Below are 18,830 nucleotides of genomic sequence, written 5' to 3'. Positions count from 1 at the left end.
GCCTCAGGCCGCCAGGATGGCCCCCATCCGCAGCACCTCGCGCAGCGAGGTGATGCCCTGCTCCGCCTTGGCCAGGCCGTCGGCAAACATCAGCGGCTCGCCGCGTTCCACCAGGGCCCGTCGCAGGCGGGACTCGTCGGCATGGCGCAGGATCCGCCCGTGGTCCTCCGGCGTCGGCTGCCACACCTCGAAGACCCCGGTGCGCCCTCGGAAGCCCAGGCCGTCGCAGTGATCGCACCCCACCGGCATCCACGCCGAGGCCGGCAGGGTCGCGCCCACCGCCTTCAGCCATTCGGCCTCCCGCGCCGGCAGCGGCTGGCGCTCGCGGCAGTGCTCGCAGAGCCGGCGCACCAGGCGCTGGGCCACCACCAGCCCCAGGTTGGCGCTGATCTCGGCGTCGCCCAGTCCCAGGTGGCGCAGGCTCGAGACCACCCCTACCGCGTCGCGGCTGTGCAGGGTGCCCATCAGCGAGCGGCCGCTGCCGGCCACGTTGAGGGCCGCCCGGGCCGAGTCCGGGTCGCGGATCTCGCCGATCAGCACGTAGTCCGGGTCGAGCCGCAGCAGCGAGCGTGTGCCGGTGGCGAAGTCCAGGCCGTTGGCCTCGTCCACCTGGATCTGGTTGATCCCGGGGACCTCGTACTCCACGGGATCCTCCAGGGTGATCACGTGGCTGTCGGTCAGGCGCAGCTGATTGAGCAGGGTGTAGAGGGTGGTAGTCTTGCCGGAGCCGGTGGGACCGGCCACCAGCAGCATGCCGCCGGTGGCGTCCATCCAGCGGCGCATGCCGCGGGCGCCCTGCTCGCCGATCCCCAGCGACAGGGTGTCGCGAAAGCTCTCCGGCGGGGCCAGGAAGCGCACCGCCATCTTCTCGCCCCCCACGCAGCTCACCGCGGTGACCCGCAGGAAGGTCTCCTCGCTGCCCTCCTCCCCGGGCGGCCAGCTGAAGCTGCCCTCGGCGGCGGCCAGTGACGGCACCGGATTGAGGCGGGCCAGCACCTTGAACTGGTTGGTCAACCGGGCGCCGGTGCCGGCGTCGACGCGCAGCGCCTCGATGACCCGCCCGTCGATGCGCAGGCGGATCCTCAGGCTCTCCTGGTGGGGGTCGAGGTGGATATCGGTGGCCCGGGCGCGCAGGGCGTCCTCGAGCAAGGTAGTGGCCTCGAGCTGATCGTCGCCCGGGTCGGGGGGCGTCTCGAGCAGCGGCCTCAGGCGAGGCAGCAGGCGGCGGTGGAACTCGGCATGGGGCGCGTCGGCAGGCATGGATATCCTCGCGGGTCGGAGCACCCGGCCGGGTGCAGACCTTCTCAGCCTAGGCGCGATTCCATGGCCTTGCTCGTGCCAGGGTGCGCCAGCCCCAGCCGGGCGGCATTGCCTACCACCGACAGCGAGCTGGCCACCATGGCCAGCACCGCCGCCTGGGGCGGTATTACCATCCAGCCGGCAAGGCCCAGGGCCAGGGCGTTATAGAGCGCCGAGAGGGCCAGGTTCTGGCGCATCACCCGCCGGGTGGCCCGGGCGATGGCGATGGCCGCGGGCACCCCCTGCACCCCATGGCCCAGCAGCTGGATCGCGGCGGCATCCCGGGCCCCGGCGCTGGCCTCCGCGGAGGCCACCCCCACCGTCGATGCGGCCAGCGCCGGGGCATCGTTGATGCCGTCGCCCACATAGAGCACCGGGCCCGGCAGTGCCGCCACCAGGTGACGCTTGGCCTCGGGGGAGCGCCCACCGAAGCAGGCCTCGGGCGCCAGTCCCAGCCGGCGGCCGAGGCGGCGCACCAGCACCGGACGATCGCCGCTGATCATCGCCAGCATCAGCCCCTGTTCGCGCAGCCCGGCGAGGGTCGCCGCGGCACCGGGCTCGGGGTCATCCTCGAGCCAGAGGATGCCCAGCCACTGCCCATCGCGCGCCACGGCCACCTCCGTGGCCCAGGGAGGCCCGGCCTTGCGCCAGGCGGGCACCGCATCCTGCCCGGCCAGCCAGTCGGGGGCGCCGATGCGCAGTGACGTGCCATCGGCCTCACGCGTCTCGCGCCCCCGGCCGGGGTGCTCGGAAACCGCCGCCGGTGCCTGCCCCGGAGCGATCCCCGCCTCGGCGGCGGCGGCGCGGATCGCCAGCCCCAGGGGATGCTCGCTGCCCCATTCGGCCCGGGCGGCCAGGGCCAGCAGGTCGCGCTCCGCCACACCCGGGACGGGACCCAGGGCGGCCAGTCGCAGCGCCCCGCGGGTCAGGGTACCGGTCTTGTCGAAGGCCACGGCGCGAACCTGGCCGGCAAGCTCCAGGGCCGCGGGGTCGCGAAACACCACGCCGGCCTCCAGCGCCCGGGACGTGCCCGCCAGGCTCGCCAGGGGCACCGCCAGGCCCACGGCACAGGGGCAGGCCACCACCAGCACCGAGAGCGCGCGCACCGCCGCCTCCTCTGGCGCCACGCCGGCCAGCAGCAGGGAGGCCAGGGTGACCAGCGCCAGGGCCAGGGCGGCGGGGCTGAGCCAGGCGGCGAAGCGCTCCGCCAGGCGGCGCAGCTCGCCCTTCCCCGCCTGCAGGGCCTGCACCTGACGGTAGAGGCCATCCAGACGCCGCTCGCCCACCCCGGCGGTCACCCTCAGGGTGAAGGGGGCGCCCAGGTTGCGACAGCCCGCCGAGAGCCGTGACCCCCGGGTCAAGGTCCGCGGGCGGCTCTCGCCGGTGAGCAGGGCGAGATCCAGTCGCGCCGCGGCATCGAGCAGCTCGCCATCCAGCGCCAGGGTCTCGCCTCTCGCCACGCGAATGCGCTCGCCGGCCGCGACTTCCGCGACGGGCACCCTGGCGTCTTCTCCTCTCGGATCCAGCCGGCAGGCTCGCTCCGGCAGCGGGGCCAGCCCCTCCAGGGCACGCAGCCCGCGATAGCGGGCCAGGGTCTCCACCCAGCGTCCCGCCAGCAGCAGCAGAACCAGCATCACGGCGGTATCGAAGTAGACCTCCGCCGAGCCCCGACCCAGCAGCCACACCGAAACCGCCAGCGCCCCGATCACGCCCAGCGACACCAGGGCATCCATGCCGGGGCGCCCCGCGCGCAGGGTGCGCCAGGCGGCGCGGTAGAAGGGCCAGGTGGCCAGGGTCACCACCGGCAGCGCGAAGGCGCCTGAAACCCAGGCCAGCACCCGCTCCAGGCGCGCTTCGGGCAGGGCGCCGGCGTAGATCAGCAGCGAGGCCAGCATCGTCCACATGCCGAACAGGGCGGCCGCCAGCAGCCGCCCCGCCAGGGCCCGGCTCTCGGCGTCCAGGCGCTGGCGGGCATCCGGTGCCGACTCGAGGTCGCAGAGCCGGTAGCCGAGCCGACCCACCGCCGCCGCGATACGTTCGGGTGCCACCGCCGCCGGCGTCCCCTCCACCATCAGGGTGGCGGAGAGGTAGTCCACCCCTGCCCGGCTGACCCCGGGCAGGCGGCCCAGGCGGTGCTCGATGGCCAGGGCACAGCTGGTGCACCACATGCCCTCCACGGAGCGCAGCAGCCGCTCCCCCTCGAGCGCGGCCGTCTCGGTGGCGGGGCTACCGGCCAGGGTCGCGGCGTCTTGCTGGCCAGCCGGGAAGGCGTCGCGACGGGTCATGCCCCCTCCCCTAGAGACATGGCGGCAGAGTCACGATGGGCAGGCCGACGAAGGCCACCCCGGCCGCCGAGAAGAGATGCAGCCCGGCCCCCGTCAGGGCGATAAAGCGCGACCCGCCCACGCTGACCCCGCCGGCCCTGAGCCCTCTCCAGGCCAGCCAGCCGAGCAGCGCCAGGGTGGCCAGGGTCAGCAGGGCGAGCCCGCCGTTGATGGCGGTAAACGCCCCCTGCCCGGGCCGCGGTGGCGCCAGCGCACAGGCCACCGAAAGCCCGCCATAGAGCACCACGAACCACAGGCTCCAGAGGGTCAGGCCCAGCAGCAGCTGGGCGGGGTGGCTCGGCGCCCACCAGCGACGCAGCACCGTCATGGCCCCGCTCCCGTCAGCCGCGGCAGCAGCGCCATGGCCGCCGCCAGGATCCAGTAGACGCCGAGCTGGTAGCGCCACAGCAGCGCCACCACCCCGGGCTCGAAGGGCAGCCGGGCCCCCACCAGGCCGAGCCCTGCCCGCCAGGCCTGTAGCGCCGCCAGCACGGCGGCCAGCCCGCCGTGCCCCAGCAGATAGGCAAGCCCCACCAGCAGGGTGGCGTCGTGGGCCGTGGCGGTGGGCGCCAGGCCCGCGCCGAGCAGCGCCATGACCAGCAGGGCCACATGCAGCCCGCCCAGGGCAGCAATGGCGGAGAGCGCCAGGGCAAGCCCCGCCTCACGGCCGCGCTTCAGCGCTGCCACCCGCCGCTCCAGCCACAGGGTGCCCAGGGTGAGCGCCGCCCCGGAAGCCAGCAGCAGCGGCAGCGAGAGCGGCGAGCGCGACGGCATCTGCCACTCGGGCGAGACCGTCCAGAGGTAGAACCAGCCGAACAGCAGCGACAGGAAGAAGGCGCCGTCGGCGAGCAGCGCCACGCCCATGGTCCAGCGCCCGGGGCCGTCGGCGGTGCGCGAGTGCAGCGGCGGGGCCTCGGGCTCGTCGTGCCCCAGGGGCGCGGCCCGGCGGTGGCCGCCGTTCTCCCAGGACCAGCGCAGCAGCAGCACGCCGGCCCCGGCCAGGCCCAGCAGCGCCAGCGGGTAGAGACGCGCGAGCAGGCTGACGCAGACCACCGCCAGGCAGAGCGCGGCATAGAGCGGCAGCAGGCTGTTGCCGGGCAGGTGGATCACCTCGCGCACCCGACCGGTCAGCGCCTCGCTACCGAGCAGCTCGCGGCGACCGTGAGCGGCCCCGGGGCGCGCGTGCTCGCCGCGGGCGATCTCGTCGCCCAGGGTCGGGGTCTCCCACAGCGGGTGGCGGCCCTCCACCCGGGGCAGGCTGGCGAAGTTGTAGCTGGCCGGCGGCATCGCCAGGCTCCACTCCAGGGTGTCGGCGCCCCAGGGGTTGCGCGGCGCGGAGCGCCCGTAGCGGCCGTGGAGCAGGAGATCCACCAGCACCACGGCGACGCCCGCCGCCATCATGAAGCCGCCGATGGAGGAGATCAGGTTGTAGAGGTCCCAGCCCATGGCGCTGTCGTAGGTGTAGACGCGCCGCGGCATGCCCAGCAGGCCGGTCCAGTGCATGATCAGGAAGGTGAGGTTGAAGCCCAGGAAGGTGAGCCAGAAGCCGAGCCGGCCGAGGCGCTCGGAGGGCATGCGCCCGGTGACCAGCGGCAGCCAGTAGGTGACCCCGGCCAGCAGCGGGAAGAACATGCCCCCCACCAGCACGTAGTGCAGGTGGGCCACCACGAAGTGGGTGTCGTGGACCTGCCAGTTGAAGGGCACCAGCGCCAACATCACCCCGGTGAGCCCGCCGCAGACGAAGATCACCAGGAACCCGCTGACCCACAGCATCGGCAGGCTCATGCGCGGCTTCCCCAGCCACAGCGTGGCCAGCCAGACGAAGACCTGGATGGCAGTGGGCACCGCCACCAGCATGCTGGCGGCCGAGAAGAAGGCCTGGGCAAGCTGGGGGATGCCCACGGTGAACATGTGGTGGACCCAGAGCCCGAAGCTGATGAAGCCGGTGATGAGGATGGCCGCGACTACCCAGCCGTAGCCGACGATGGGCCGCCCGGCGAACACCGGGATCAGGGTCGAGACGATGCCCGCCGCCGGCAGGAAGATGATGTAGACCTCGGGGTGACCGAACAGCCAGAACAGGTGCTGCCAGAGGATGGGGTCGCCGCCGCCGGCCACCGTGAAGAAGGGCATCCCGGCGGCGCGCTCCAGCTCCAGCAGCACGCTGCCCAGTATCAGCGGCGGGAAGCCCACCACGATCATCAGCGCCATGGCCAGGATGTACCAGGCGAACAGCGGCATGCGGTGCAGCGCCATGCCCGGGGCCCGGGTGCGCAGGATCGACACCGTCAGCTCCACCCCGGCGGAGAGCGCCGAGATCTCCACGAAGGTGATGCCGAGCAGCCAGAAGTCCGACCCCCGCCCCGGCGAGAACTCCCCGCTGCTCAACGGCGTGTACATGAACCAGCCACTGTCCGGCGCCATCTCCAGCAGCAGGCTCGCGAAGAGGATGATCCCGCCGAACAGGTAGCACCAGTAGCCGAAGGCGGTGAGTCGCGGGCAGACCAGGTCCCGGGCCCCGATCATCTTGGGGATCAGGTAGATCGCCAGCCCCTCCAGCATGGGGATGGCGAACAGGAACATCATCACCGTGCCGTGCATGGTGGTGACCTGGGCGTAGATCTCCGGCGACATGAAGGCCTGGTCGGGCAGTGCCAGCTGGGTGCGCACCAGCATCGCCAGCACCCCGCCCAGCAGGAAGAAGACCAGGCCCGTGGCCATGAAGCGCAGCCCCAGGGTGCTGTGGTTGACCACGCTGAACAGGCCTCGCCAGCCGCGGGGGTTGCCCCACACCGCCTCCATCTCGCGGTGCAGCCGCTCGGCCTCGGGGCTGGGTCGCATCGTCTCGCTCATGGCACCAGGGTCTCCAGCCAGGCGCCCAGTGCCTCGAGGTCCTCGGGCGCGAGATGATCGTGGGCGGGCATGCGATTGCCGGGCTTGAGGCGCTGGTGCTCGGCGAGCCAGCGGGCGATGGCGCCCTCCTCCATGGCCAGGGTGCCGGCGCCGAGGGTGGCGCGGGCGCCGATGTCGGAAAGATCGGGGCCCGAGTCACCCTGGTAGAGCCCCGCCACCCGGTGGCAGCTGGCGCAGTGCGCGGCGAAGGTGTCGCGGGCCGCGGCATGGGCGTCATCAGGCTCGGGGGGTGGCTCGCGCCGTGCCGCCAGCCAGTCCTCGAAGGCCGCAGGCGCCACCGCCTCCAGGTGGAGCTGCATATGGGCGTGCTGCACCCCGCAGTACTCGGCGCACTGGGCGCCGAACACCCCCGGGGCGTCGGCCTCGAGGCGGATGCGGTTGATGCGCCCGGGGATCATGTCGATCTTGCCGCCCAGGCGCGGCACCCAGAAGGCGTGGATGACGTCGGCGCCGGTGACATGGAAATCCACCGGCTCGCCGGCCGGCATCACCAGGTGGTTGGCGGTGACCACCTCGCCGGCCTCGTCCGGGTAGCGCACCTCCCACCACCACTGGTGCCCGGTCACCTCGATCACCCGCGGCGTCTCGCCCCCGGGCAGCGGCAGGGGCAGCAGGCGCTGCCCGGTGGGCACCCCGAAGGCCAGCAGCAGCAGGATGCTCGCCCCGGGCAGCAGGATGCCGCCGCCCAGGATCCAGCTTCGCGCCAGGCGGCGCTCCTGGTCGGGGCTGCGCGCAGGGCGCTCGCGGGGACGGAAGGCCGCCAGCCAGAGCGCCACCACGCCCACGAACACCAGCCCGAAGCCTGCCAGCATGCCCCACCAGAGCGAGGCCACGTCCCGGGCCGCCTGCCCCGCCGGGTCGAGGATCGAGTGGCTGCCGCTGCAGCCGGCCAATCCCGTGGCGAGCGCCACTGCCAGCGCCACGCCCGCGCCCCCGAGCGCCCGGCGCGGAGGGCCCGGGTTGACCCGCCGACCGCGGCGGCCTTCACTGTGCCTGATGCTCCCCACCCCGCCATCGACAGGGACGCCGCCATGCCAACCTCCGCCCAGCGCTCCATCCACAGCCGCGCCGCCGTCGCCGGCCACCCCCTGCACCCGGTGATGATCCACTTCCCGGTGGCCGCCCTGCTCGGCCTGGTCGCCAGCGACCTGGGCTTCCTCTACACCGGCGACCCCTTCTGGGCCCGCGCCTCCCTGTGGCTGGCCGGGGTGGGTGCCTTCGGCGGCTGGCTCGCCAGCCTGGCCGGCCTCATCGACCTGGTGACGGTGCGGGGCATCCGTCGGCTGGTGACCGCCTGGAGCCACGCCATGGTGGCGGTGGTGATGCTCTCGCTCGCCTCGCTGAACTGGCTGTGGCGCTTCATGGGCGAACCCCTGCTGCCCTGGGCCCTGGTGTTGAGCCTGGCCACCGCGGCACTGATCGCCCTGGCCGGCTGGCTGGGGGGGCAGCTGGTCTACGAGCATGCGGTGGGTGTCGACCTCGATGACTGAGGGTTGAGTCGGCGGCATTCTCTCCTCTCCCCTCAGAGTGCCGGCTTGGCCAGCACCAGCCCGACCACCGCCAGCATGGCGACCCCCGCCACCCCGGCCGCCAGCAGCGACCCGGCGGCGACCCCGCGGGGCCGGCCCTGTTCCAGGCGCAGCAGCAGCCAGCCGCACAGGCCGTGGGCCAGCACCATGACGGAGACCGCCAGCAGCTTGAGCACCAGCCAGGTACCCACGACGCCGTGGAGCAGGAACAGCAGGGTACCGGAGGCGATGGCGAGCAGCGCGACGGGGCTCGCCAGGCCGTTGAAGAGCAGGCGCGGAAGCGGCGGTGCGCCGGGGGAGATACCCTCGGCGACACGCTCGGGACGGGCCAGCTGCCCGAGCAGCGCCGGCAGGTAGAGCAGCAGCCCGCACCAGCTCACCAGGGCGATGATATGCAGGAACTTGAACCAGGGCATGGGCATCCTTGCGGCGACACCGGCCCCCGGGCCGGCAACACCTTCACCCTAGTCCAGCGATGCGCCCGGGACCAAGGCGCATCTCAACGTCCCCCTGGGCCCCGGTGGCTCAGCCGAACAGGCCCTGGCTTCGCAGGTAGTCGTCGTAGCTGCCGCTGAAGTCGGTGATGCCCGCCTCGCCCATGTCGAGGATGCGGGTGGCCAGGGAGGAGACGAACTCCCGGTCGTGGCTGACGAAGATCAGGGTGCCCGGGTAGTGCGCGAGGGCCAGGTTGAGCGCCTCGATGGACTCCATGTCCAGGTGGTTGGTGGGCTCGTCCATCAGCAGCACGTTGGGGCGGGTCAGGGTCAGCTTGCCGAACAGCATGCGCCCCTGCTCGCCGCCGGAGATCACCTTGACCGACTTGCCGATGTCGTCGCTGGAGAAGAGCATCCGCCCCAGCGCCCCGCGGATCACCTGCTCGCCGCCATCGGTCCACTGGGCCATCCACTCGAACAGGGTGGCGTCGTTGGCGAAGTCGTCGGCGTGGTCCTGGGCGAAGTGGCCGAGGTCGGCGCTGTCGGTCCACTTCACGCTGCCGGCGAGCGGCGAAAGCTCGCCGGCCAGGGTCCTGAGCAGGGTGGTCTTGCCGATGCCGTTGGGGCCGATGATGGCGATGCGCTCGCCGGCCTCCACCGTCATGCCGAAGCGCTCGACCAGCGGCGCCTCGCCGGGGTAGCCCTGGGTCAGCCCCTCCACGTTGACCGCATTGCGGTGGATCTTGCGCGCCTGCTCGAAGCGGATGAAGGGGCTGACCCGGCTCGAGGGCTTGATCTCGTCGAGCTTGATCTTGTCGATCTGGCGTGCCCGGGAGGTGGCCTGCTTGGCCTTGGAGGCGTTGGCCGAGAAGCGGCTGACGAAGGCCTGCAGTTCGGCGATCTGCGCCTTCTTCTTGGCGTTGTCGGCGTGCTGGCGCTCCCGGGCGGCGGTGGCCGCGGTCATGTAGTCGTCGTAGTTGCCCGGGAACAGGCGAATCTCGCCGTAGTCCAGGTCCGCCATGTGGGTGCAGACGCTGTTGAGGAAGTGGCGGTCGTGGGAAATGATGATCATGGTGCTGTTGCGCGCCGTGAGCATCCCCTCCAGCCAGCGGATGGTGTTGATATCCAGGTGGTTGGTGGGCTCGTCGAGCAGCAGCACGTCGGGGTCGGCGAACAGCGCCTGGGCCAGCAGCACGCGCAGCTTCCAGCCCGGGGCCACCTCGCTCATGGGGCCCGAGTGCTGTTCGATCGGAATGCCCAGCCCCAGCAGCAGCTCGCCGGCGCGGGCCTCGGCGGTATAGCCGTCGAGCTCGGCGAAGCGCACCTCCAGGTCGGCCACCGCCATGCCGTCGGCCTCGCTCATCTCGGGCAGGGCGTAGATGCGCTCGCGCTCGGCGGCCACCTGCCAGAGCTCCGCGTTGCCCATGATCACGGTATCGATGACCCGCTCGTTCTCGTAGGCGAACTGGTCCTGGCGCAGCTTGCCGAGCCGGGCGCCGTTCTCGACCATCACCTGGCCCGAGGAGGGCTCCAGGTCGCCGCCGAGGATCTTCATGAAGGTGGACTTGCCGCAGCCGTTGGCCCCGATCAGCCCGTAGCGGTGACCGTTGCCGAACTTGATGGAGACGTTCTCGAACAGGGGCCTGGCCCCGAACTGCATGGTGATATTGGCGGTGGAGATCAAGGAGAGGGTCCGGTCGGTGCATGGAAGGGGCGCGATTGTACCGGTTATGGGCGCCCTTCACACCGCCCCCGAGCCAGGGAGACCATCGACCTGGTGAGACACTCAGCTGAGGCTGTTGTGACTGGTGGGAGCCACGCTCCGCGGGGCGAATGGAGGCCGAAGGACTCCTGGGCGGCAGGCGCTGACGCAACCAACACTGCCCGGGCGGCTTCGCCGCCATTCGCCGGGCGGAGCCCAGCTCCCACCATAAGCATCCGACCTTAGCGAGGAATCACATCCGTCCGCCAAGGGCTTAGATGCCGCAGGAGGGGCGTTCAGTCCTGGCGTTCCACGGTGAAGATGCTCTGCAGCTTGTGCTTCCTGCCGTAGATATGCACCGTGGTCTCGTCGTAGGGGAAGCGCTCCAGGTAGGGGCTCTTGCCATTGAAGCGCGGCTTGTGGGCATTGATCATCGCCGCCGCCAGGCGCTCGCGGTTGGCGCTGCCGCAGAGGCCCACGGCATACCAGATCTCCTCGTCGGGCTGCGGGAAGGCGTGCCACTTCTCCCGCATCTCGTCGTGCTGGATCCCGTAGCGGGCGCTGCGGTGCTCGCCCACGTAGAGCAGTTCCTGGACGTCCATCTCGCCGCTTTCCGGGTCCTTGGCGGCGCGGAACACGCAGTAGATGCCTGACTCGTCCGGCGCCTCGCGCAGCTGCGCCTCGGTCCAGTAGCCCAGCATCTTGGGGGATAGCATCTGATCGGTCATGGCGGCCTCCTCAGTAGTCCTCGAGTCGTTGCATGTCCCTGGCGACCCGCCGCACCTCGGCCTCGTGCCCGTTGGAGAGCGCCTCGAAGAACGCCTTCTCGTCGCTCCCCCCGGCCCGTTCGGCCCGATGGGTGTAGAGGTCCTGGAGGGTCCGGTGGGCCGTCAGGGCGGTGGAGAGCACGCTCTGGACGGTCTCGCAGTTGATACAGTCGGGCAGGCGCTCGAGCACCGGCGGGTGGGGGAAGTCGGCCGGATCGTCGAACCAGGTCTCCAGCACCTGGCTGTGGTCGGTGCCGTCCGCCAGATAGCCGGTCAGGTCGTTCTCCATCTTGCGCTCATGCTCGGCCAGGTACTCCAGCGCCATGCGCACGCGCTCTTCCACGCCGCCCCCGGCCAGCGCCGTGAACTGCTCGGCCAGCCGTCGATGGTAGCCGGCCGCCCAGGTGACCAGATCCTTTACCTGATGAAAACGCATGACTGCTCCTCCTCAACGTTGCTGCCAGCGGCCCGGCCGGATGGCTCCTGACTTCATCCTAGCCAAGGCGGGCGCCGCCTGCTTGACGTGTATCAACGTAGGGCGATGAAGGGGGCTGATGGCAGTTCTAGCGCAGCAGGGAGGCCTCGACGGGCACGAACTCGCTGGCGGCGCGCACCAGGGAGTCGGCGGTGAGGCGCGCCACCCCGACGACGGTCACCCGAATGCCGAACCGCTCACGCAGGCGGTCCACCAGCAGGTCGAAGTCGCCGTCCCCCGAGACCAGCACCAGGTGGTCCACCAGGGGCCCCGCCTCCATGGCATCCAGGGCGATGCCGACGTCCCAGTCGCCCTTGGCGGAGCCGTCGCGGCGCTGGATGAAGGGCTTGAGCCTCACCTCGAACCCGATGCCGCGCAGGATATCCTGGAACTGTCGCTGGCGGGGGTCGCCGCGATCCACCGCGTAGGCGTTGGCCACCACCACCTCGCGGCCGGCGGCGAAGCGGGCCCAGAAGGCGTGGTAGTCGAAGTGCCGGCCGAAGGCCTCGCGGGTGGTGTAGTAGACGTTCTGCACGTCGACGAAGAGGGCGACACGCTCCATGGGGCTGGCCTCGCGCGGGAAGGTGGCCCTCAGCGTGACACAGTCGCCGCCTCGCCGTCGCCGTTCGCGTCCCGCTCACGCGTCTCTGGCTCTGCACCGTCGAAGGGCACCCGCATCAGCAGCGAGTAGAGCACCGGCACCACGCAGAGGGTGATCAGCGCCGCGGCCAGCAGGCCGAAGATGATGGTGATCGCCATGGGCGCCCACAGCAGCCCCCCGCCCAGCCACAGCGGCAGCAGGCCGCCGCTGGTGGTCAGCGTCGACATCAGCACCGGGCGCAGGCGCCGCCGCCCCGCCTCGAGGATCGCCTCCCGGGGCGAGTGCTCCTCGCGCTCCAGGTCGATGCGGTCGATCAGCACGATGGCGTTGTTGATGACGATGCCGGCGAGCGACACCACCCCGAGGAAGGTCATGATGCCGAAGTGGGAGCCGGTGATGGTCAGGCCGAAGACCACCCCGATCAGCGACAGCGGGATGGTCATCAGGATGATCAGCGGCCGGCGCAGGGAGTTGAACTGCACCACCAGCAGCAGCAGGATCGCCATGGCGCCGATGGGCAGCTTCTCGGCGATGGAGGCCGTGGCGATCCGCGACGACTCCACCTCGCCGCCGAACTCGAAGAAGACACCGTCGGGCCAGCGCGCCTGCTGCTCCTCGAGCCAGGGACGCAGCTCGCCGGCCACGCCGGCGGCGGTGACCCCCGGCGCCAGCTCCGCCTCCACGGCGATGGTGCGGAAGCGGTCCCGGCGCAGGACGCGCGCCGGCCCCCAGTCGAGCTCGACCTCGGCCACATGGGCCAGGGGCACCCCCATCCCGCCGCCGGCGGGCAGCACGGTCACCCCTTCCAGGTCGTCCGGGGTGCGCGCCTCGCCGCGCTCGTTGCGCAGCTGGATCGGCACCAGGGTGTCGCCGTCGCGGAAGGTCCCTACCGTCATGCCGGAAAGCGCCGTCTGCAGGCTCAGCGCCACGTCGCGCTCGGTGACGCCGGCGCGCAGCGCCCGGGCCGGGTCGACCTCGATGCGCAGGCGCTTGATCCACTCCCCCCAGTCGTCGCGCACGTTGCGGGTGCCTGGCACCTCGGCCACCCGCTGGCGCACCTGCTCGGCGATGCGCCTCAGGGTCGCCTCGTCGTCGCCGGAGATCCGCACCGAGAGCGGCACCGTCACCGGCGGGCCGAAGCTGGTGGCCGCCACCGTCGCCTGCAGGTCGGGAAAGCGCTCGCCAAGCCAGGTATCGAGGCGTTCGATCACCCCGTCCACCGCCTGCCAGCGGTTGGCCTGTAGCAGCAGGAAGGCGTACTCGGGGCTCGGGGGCTCCGGGGCATGGTTGATGATGTAGCGGTCGCCGCCGAAGCCGATGAAGCTGCCCCAGCGGTCGACGCCGTCGCGGACCCACTCCCCCGTCTCGTCGCGCTCGGCGGCCAGTTCCTCGGCCAGGAAGGCTTCGACCTCCTCCACGACCGCCCGGGTGCGCTCGATGGGCGCCGAGAAGGGCAGGCGCAGCTCGGCGGTGACGATGGTGCGCTCCGCCTGGGGGAAGAAGATCTTGGGCAGCGGCCCGAAACCGAGCCAGGCCAGCCCCAGCAGGCCGCCCACCGCGGCCAGGGTCAGGGTGCGGTGGCGCAGCAGGGCCAGCAGCAGCCGGCGATAGCCCGCGTAGACCCGCTCGGCCAGGCGGGCGGCGAGCCCCGGACGCGACTCGGCACGCCCCTCTTCCTGCTCTCCCCGTGCCTCGCTCTCCTCCCCGCGCTTCTCTTGCGGCCTGACCCGGATAAAGGCCACGCAGAGCAGCGGGATCATGGTCAGCGACAGCAGCCAGGAGGAGAGCAGCGTGAGGGTCACCACCTGGAACAGCGAGCGGGTGTACTCCCCCACGTCGGAGACCGCCAGGAACTGGGGCAGGAAGGCCGCCGCCGTGGTCAGCGAGGCGGTGAGCAGCGGGAAGCGCAGCTGGCGGGCCGAGTCCAGCGCCGCCTCGCGCACCGTCCTGCCCTCCCGGGCCGAGACCTGGATCGACTCCACCATGACGATGGCGTTGTCCACCAGCATGCCCAGGGCGATGATCAGCGCCCCCAGCGATACCTGGTCCAGCCCGATATCGAAGAGTCCCATGAAGGCCAGGCAGGCGAGGATCGCCGAGGGCACCAGGCTCGCCACGATCAGCCCGGTGCGCAGCCCCAGGAAAAGCAGCATCACCAGGCAGACCAGCGCCACCGCCTGCAGCAGGTTGATCAGGAACTCGTTGATGCGCTCCTCGACCCGGTCGGGCTGGTTGGCCAGCACCTCGAACGCGAGGCCCACCGGCAGTTCACGCTCGAGCCGCTCGATGGCGGCTTCCACCTGCTCGCCCAGGTCGAGGATATTGCCCCCCTCGCGCATGGCGATGGCGATGGCCAGCCCCTGGACACCGTTGGCGTGGTAGCGGGTCATGGGCGGCTCGGCGTAGCCGTGGCGCACCTCCATCAGCGAGCCCAGGGGCACCAGGGTGCCGTCGGGCAGCGGCAGCAGGGCCCGGCGAATGTCGTCGATGTGGGTGAAGTTGCCGGTGGGCTCGAGGATCATGCGCTCGTCGCCGCTGCGGATCGCCCCGCCGGGCAGCACGATGTTGCGGGCGGCGAGCAGCTGGGCGAGGCCCTGGGGCGAGACGCCGAGATCCGCCAGGCGCGCCTCGCTGTAGTCGAGGAAGATGCGCTCCTCGGCGTAGCCGTGGAGGTTCACCTTGGCCACGTCGTCGAGCATCAGCAGCCGGTCGCGGACGTCGTCGGCCACCGCCTTGAGCTCCGCCTGCTCATACCCCTCGCCGGTCAGCGAGAGCATGATGCCGAAGACGTCACCGAACTCGTCGTTGATGACCGGCAGCAGGGCCTCGTCGGGCAGCCGGCCCCGGGCATCACCCACCTTGCGGCGCAGCTTGTCCCAGCCGGCCTGGACGTCCCTGACCTCGGGGCGCAGCTCCACGCGGATGATGGAGACCCCGGCCCGGGAGGTGCTCTCGACGAAGTCGAGCTCCGGCATCTCCATGATGGCGGTCTCCAGCGGGTCGGTGACCAGCTGCTCGACCCGCTCCGGGGTGGCCCCGGGCAGGTAGGTGACCACCTGGGCCACCCGCACCGTCACCGCCGGGTCCTCGGCCCGGGAAATGGAGAGGTAGCTGATCACCGCCCCCAGCAGCACCACCAGCAGCCCGGCGATGGTGACCCGGTTGTAGCGCAGCGCGGCCTCGGTCAGGGTCACGGCGAGGCCTCCGCATCGCCGCGATGGTCATCGATCAGGCGTACCCGCATGCCGTCATGCAGCCGACTCATCCCCGCCACGATCAGGTGCTCGCCGGGGGCGAGGCCGGCCACCACCTCCAGGCGCTCGCCGTGGCGCCCGCCCAGGGTCACGGTGCGGCGTCGCACCGTCGCCTCACGGCCGTTGGCCACGTCGTTGCCCTCCGCGGCATCAGGCTCATCGGGCTCGGCGACATAGACGAAGTGGCCGTCGATATCCTGCTGCACCGCCACCATGGGCACCCAGAGGCCGCTGCCGGGACCGCCCAGCGGCAGGGTCAACTCCGCCGCCATGCCGGGACGCAACCACTCGCGCTCGTCGTCGGCGAGGCCGACCAGCCTGACCCGCAGCGGCCAGGTGGCCTGGCGCGGGTCCACCGGCAGGCCGATCTCGGTGACCTCGCCGGCCAGGGTGAGCTCGGCGAGCGGCAGGTGCACCCGCACCGGCGCCCCGACCACCAGCGCACCGAGCAGGTCCTCGGAGAGGGCGGCACGCACCTCCAGGTCGTCACCGCAGGCCAGCACCAGCACCGGCTGGCCGGCGGCCACGTTCTCGCCGGCCTCGGCCAGGCGGGTGGCCACCCGGCAGTCGCCGGGCGCCTCCAGGTGCGTGAAGGAGAGCTGGCGCTCGGCCAGGACCAGGGCGTCGCGGGCGCTGTCGCGCTGGGCGCGGGCCGCCTCCACCTGGGCCCGGGCGGCGTCCAGGTCACGGGCCGGGGCGCTGCCGGCCTCATAGAGGCGCCTCGCACGCTGCCACTCGGCCTCGGCGTTGGCCGCCGCGGCCTCGGCGCCGGCCAGGGCCGAGCGGGCGCGGTCGCGCCGCAGGCGCAGGTCGGTGGCCTCCAGGCGGGCCAGCGGCTGGCCGGCCGCCACCGCCTCCCCCACCGCGACCTCGTGGGACGCGAGTCGCCCCGCGACACGGAAGCTGAGGCGCCGGTTGGCGGCCGCCTCCAGGCGCCCCGGCAGCTCACGTTCGGCCTCGGCCCCGCTGGCCTCCAGGATCAGGGTGCGCACCGGACGCAGCGGCGGCTCCTCCACCGCCTCCTCGGCGCAGCCGGCCAGCAGCAGCAGTCCCGCCAGCAGGGTGGTACGGATGATCATCGCCCCTCTCCTCTCGTCGTCCCTGCACGCGTCGCGCCATGGGTGCCCGCCAGCAGCCGGTCGCGCGCCTCGGCCGCCATGGGGCCGGGGGACATCCCCAGGGCCCGCTGCAGGTGCACCAGCGCCTGCAGCGCCTGCCAGCGCCCCTCGGCGGCGGCAAGCCCCGCCTGGCGGGCCGAGGTGCGGGCGTCGATCAGCGCCACCTGGGGAAGCGCGCCCTCCTGCCAGGCCACCTCGGCAAGCCGCAGCGCCTCCTCGGCATGGTCGCGGGCCTCGTCGCGCAGCGGGATGCGCCGCCAGGCGGCGGCAAGCTCCACGCTCGCCGCCCGCAGCCGGGCCTCCAGCCCGAGGCGCGCCTCGGCGTCCTCCACGGCCACCTGCTCCAGGCGTGCCGCGGCCCGGTCACGCTGGATGCTGCGCCGACCGCCGGCATAGAGCGGCAGCCGCGCCGAGACGCCGACGCTCCATTGGTCGCGCCCGGTCTCGGGCAGCGACACGCCCGCGCCCTCCAGGACCCCGACGCCGGCCTGGACCAGCGGGTTCGAGGACTCCCAGGGGGCCCGCTCGCCCTCCCCGCTGCGGGAGAGCTCGCTGGTATAGCGGGCCTCGAGACCCACCTCGGGCAGCCAGAAGGCGCGGCGCCGCGAGGTGAGCTCGCGGCGTGCCGCCTGGCGCAGTTCGCCGATCGCCTCGAGCTCGGCCGAATCGCGCAGCGCCGCGCTCACCAGCCGCTCCTGCCAGGCCGCGAGGCTCGCCGGCGTATCTAGAACGGCGGCGAAGCGGGCGTCGGCGCCGAGCCAGCCGGGACGGGTGAGGTCCGGCTCGGCGGGGACCAGCGGCGCGGCCGGGTCGCGCCCGAGCCGGCGGTTGAGGGCGATCGCCAGCCGCTCGCGATCCGCCGCCACCTGCTCCAGGCGCTCCCGGGCCTGGGCGAGCTCCGCCTCGAAGCGCGCTACCTCGCCGCGGCCCACGGCGCCGGCAGCCTCGCCGCGTACGGCCTGGTCGCGCTGGGCGCGGGCCAGCTCGAGGTCGGCCTGGAGCACCTCGCGGCTGGCGTCGAGGCGCAGCAGGTCGAGAAACTCGCGCGCGACGTCCAGGGCCAGGTCGAGGCTCTCCACCTCCAGCTCGGCGCGCCGGGCGCGGTAGAGGCTGCCGGCGACGGCGATGGCGGCCAGCGCCGGCTCGGAGAAGAGCAGCTGCTCCAGCACCGCCCCGCCGCTGGCCAGGCGCTCGGGCTCCTGGCCCAGGGCCGCGCGGGCGCGGGTCTCGTCGATCATTCGCCCGGTGGCCTCCAGGTAGAGGCTGGGGCGATAGCGCGAGGCCGCCAGGTCGCGTTCGAAGGTCTCCACCTCGACCTCCTGCCGGGCCGCGGCCAGGCCCAGGTTGTCGGCCAGCGCCAGGGCCACCGCCTGGGCAAGGTCGAGCCGCGCGCGGCCCGGGGCCGCCGCCTCGCCCACCAGGCGGGCCTGGCTGAGCAGCGAGAAGCTGGGTGACCAGCCGAGGCGGTCGGCGGTCTCCAGGTTGAGCCAGGGGCGCTCCAGGCCGGGTCGCGAGTCGAGGGGTTCGGGTGCACGGCCGGCGGCGACGTCGTCCAGGCGCAGCGCCAGGCGGCGCAGCCAGGCCTCATGGTCCAGGGCCCCGGGTGAGGAGAGCAGCGCGCCGCGCTCCACCTGGCGGGCATCGGTAAGCGCCACGCTCGGCACCCCAGCCTCGGTCAACCGGCCGAAGAGCCGGCGCTGGGCGTCTCCATCGAGGTCGGGCAGCGCCAGCAGCAGGGCGGCATCGGCCCCATGGAGGGCGGTGTCAGCAGGAGAGCCGGCGGGGGTGACGGCCAGGGGGGCCAGCGCGATACCGCGTGCCTCGGCCTGGGCGGCCAGGGCCTCGGCGGCTTCCTCCAGCGCTCCGGCAGGGCCGAGCAGCAGCACCCGGGTGGCGCCGTCGAGGGGTTCGAGGGCGAAGGGGTCCGTGGCGACGAGAAACGCGGAGGGTTCCAGGCGCTCCAGGCCCGGCAGTCGAACGCCGGTGCCGGGCGGGGCCGGGACGACCGCGGGCGTGGCGCGGCCGGCAGAGAGGCGCTCGAGCTCGCGCTGCAGGGCCGGCAGGTCGGCCTGGCCGCCCGGCAGCAGGCGCGGATCCAGGGCAGCGTCGGCCGCCGAGACGGCGCCCGGCGCCAGCAGCGGCGCGCACACCAGGGCAATGAACAGGCGCTTCCATGCGGTGACGTTCATGTCGGTCGGCCGGTGGGTGGGAGATGGCACCGAGTATAAACAACTGTTTGAAAGTTGCCAGGCGATCCAGCACACAGTGTTGCCCGGAGCTGATCCGCCGACAGGCCTTCAAGTGGGCGCTGTGAACCCTTATATGGTCTCCTCCCGGCTTGCAAGGCTCCGTTCATCGATGCAGGTACAGGTTGCTGCCATATATCCGGCCTGTGTATGAGGCGCTGATTGCTG

14 protein-coding genes are annotated in these 18,830 nt (G+C 72.5%); 1 reads left to right on the top strand and 13 read right to left on the bottom strand.

Annotated elements, in window-relative coordinates; translation table 11 throughout:
• Nucleotides 1–3 precede the first annotated feature (3 nt).
• Genes BDK63_RS13975 through coxB form a run of 5 tightly spaced genes read right to left on the bottom strand, consistent with a single transcriptional unit; the run spans nucleotide 4 to nucleotide 7,459 of the window.
• Nucleotides 4–1,260, bottom strand: a complete 1,257-nt coding sequence (locus BDK63_RS13975; RefSeq protein ID WP_183332994.1) for a GspE/PulE family protein — start codon at nucleotides 1,258–1,260, stop codon at nucleotides 4–6.
• Nucleotides 1,261–1,304: 44 nt separating this feature from the next.
• The gene (locus BDK63_RS13970) at nucleotides 1,305–3,584 is read right to left on the bottom strand and encodes a heavy metal translocating P-type ATPase (RefSeq protein WP_246386140.1); all 2,280 of its coding nucleotides are present in this window, start codon (nucleotides 3,582–3,584) and stop codon (nucleotides 1,305–1,307) included.
• 10 nt (nucleotides 3,585–3,594) lie between these two features.
• A complete protein-coding gene (locus tag BDK63_RS13965) occupies nucleotides 3,595–3,951 on the bottom strand; it encodes a hypothetical protein (RefSeq protein WP_183332993.1) in 357 nt (118 codons plus the stop codon).
• Entirely contained in the window at nucleotides 3,948–6,476 is a 2,529-nt protein-coding gene (gene ctaD / locus BDK63_RS13960) for a cytochrome c oxidase subunit I (protein ID WP_183332991.1), read from the bottom strand. Before ctaD ends, BDK63_RS13965 begins: the two co-directional genes overlap by 4 nt.
• A complete protein-coding gene (gene coxB / locus BDK63_RS13955; RefSeq protein WP_343065321.1) occupies nucleotides 6,473–7,459 on the bottom strand; it encodes a cytochrome c oxidase subunit II in 987 nt (328 codons plus the stop codon). Before coxB ends, ctaD begins: the two co-directional genes overlap by 4 nt.
• A 108-nt stretch (nucleotides 7,460–7,567) precedes the next feature.
• Between coxB and BDK63_RS13950 the strand changes: the two genes are divergently transcribed.
• Nucleotides 7,568–8,026, top strand: a complete 459-nt coding sequence (locus BDK63_RS13950) for a DUF2231 domain-containing protein (protein WP_183332989.1) — start codon at nucleotides 7,568–7,570, stop codon at nucleotides 8,024–8,026.
• A 32-nt stretch (nucleotides 8,027–8,058) separates the two neighbouring features.
• Here BDK63_RS13950 and BDK63_RS13945 read toward each other — a convergent pair whose 3' ends face one another.
• The 8 genes from BDK63_RS13945 to BDK63_RS18695 all read right to left on the bottom strand — a co-directional run bounded on the left by BDK63_RS13945 (nucleotide 8,059) and on the right by BDK63_RS18695 (nucleotide 18,605).
• On the bottom strand, nucleotides 8,059–8,481 hold the full coding sequence (locus BDK63_RS13945) for a CopD family protein (protein WP_183332987.1): 423 nt from the start codon (nucleotides 8,479–8,481) through the stop codon (nucleotides 8,059–8,061).
• A gap of 109 nt (nucleotides 8,482–8,590) precedes the next feature.
• Nucleotides 8,591–10,183, bottom strand: a complete 1,593-nt coding sequence (locus BDK63_RS13940) for an ABC-F family ATPase (protein ID WP_183332985.1) — start codon at nucleotides 10,181–10,183, stop codon at nucleotides 8,591–8,593.
• Between the two features lie 314 nt (nucleotides 10,184–10,497).
• Nucleotides 10,498–10,929 (bottom strand): hypothetical protein, encoded by a 432-nt coding sequence (locus BDK63_RS13935; protein WP_183332983.1) that lies wholly within the window; start codon nucleotides 10,927–10,929, stop codon nucleotides 10,498–10,500.
• A 10-nt stretch (nucleotides 10,930–10,939) separates the two neighbouring features.
• Nucleotides 10,940–11,404, bottom strand: a complete 465-nt coding sequence (locus BDK63_RS13930) for a 2-hydroxyacyl-CoA dehydratase (RefSeq protein ID WP_183332981.1) — start codon at nucleotides 11,402–11,404, stop codon at nucleotides 10,940–10,942.
• 127 nt (nucleotides 11,405–11,531) lie between these two features.
• Nucleotides 11,532–12,005 (bottom strand): NYN domain-containing protein, encoded by a 474-nt coding sequence (locus BDK63_RS13925; protein ID WP_183332979.1) that lies wholly within the window; start codon nucleotides 12,003–12,005, stop codon nucleotides 11,532–11,534.
• Nucleotides 12,006–12,034: 29 nt separating this feature from the next.
• Nucleotides 12,035–15,238 carry an efflux RND transporter permease subunit gene (locus BDK63_RS13920; protein WP_183332977.1) on the bottom strand — a complete coding sequence of 1,068 codons (3,204 nt, stop codon included), beginning with the start codon at nucleotides 15,236–15,238 and terminating at the stop codon, nucleotides 12,035–12,037.
• On the bottom strand, nucleotides 15,235–16,377 hold the full coding sequence (locus tag BDK63_RS13915) for an efflux RND transporter periplasmic adaptor subunit (RefSeq protein ID WP_183332975.1): 1,143 nt from the start codon (nucleotides 16,375–16,377) through the stop codon (nucleotides 15,235–15,237). Before BDK63_RS13915 ends, BDK63_RS13920 begins: the two co-directional genes overlap by 4 nt.
• Nucleotides 16,374–18,605, bottom strand: a complete 2,232-nt coding sequence (locus tag BDK63_RS18695; RefSeq protein WP_183332973.1) for a TolC family protein — start codon at nucleotides 18,603–18,605, stop codon at nucleotides 16,374–16,376. Before BDK63_RS18695 ends, BDK63_RS13915 begins: the two co-directional genes overlap by 4 nt.
• Between the last annotated feature and the right edge of the window lie 225 nt (nucleotides 18,606–18,830).

Source organism: Halomonas campaniensis (assembly GCF_014193375.1).
Taxonomy (GTDB): Bacteria; Pseudomonadota; Gammaproteobacteria; order Pseudomonadales; family Halomonadaceae; genus Halomonas; species Halomonas campaniensis.
Note: the sequence above shows the minus strand (reverse complement) of the source record. Positions and strands in the feature narration are given on the sequence as shown.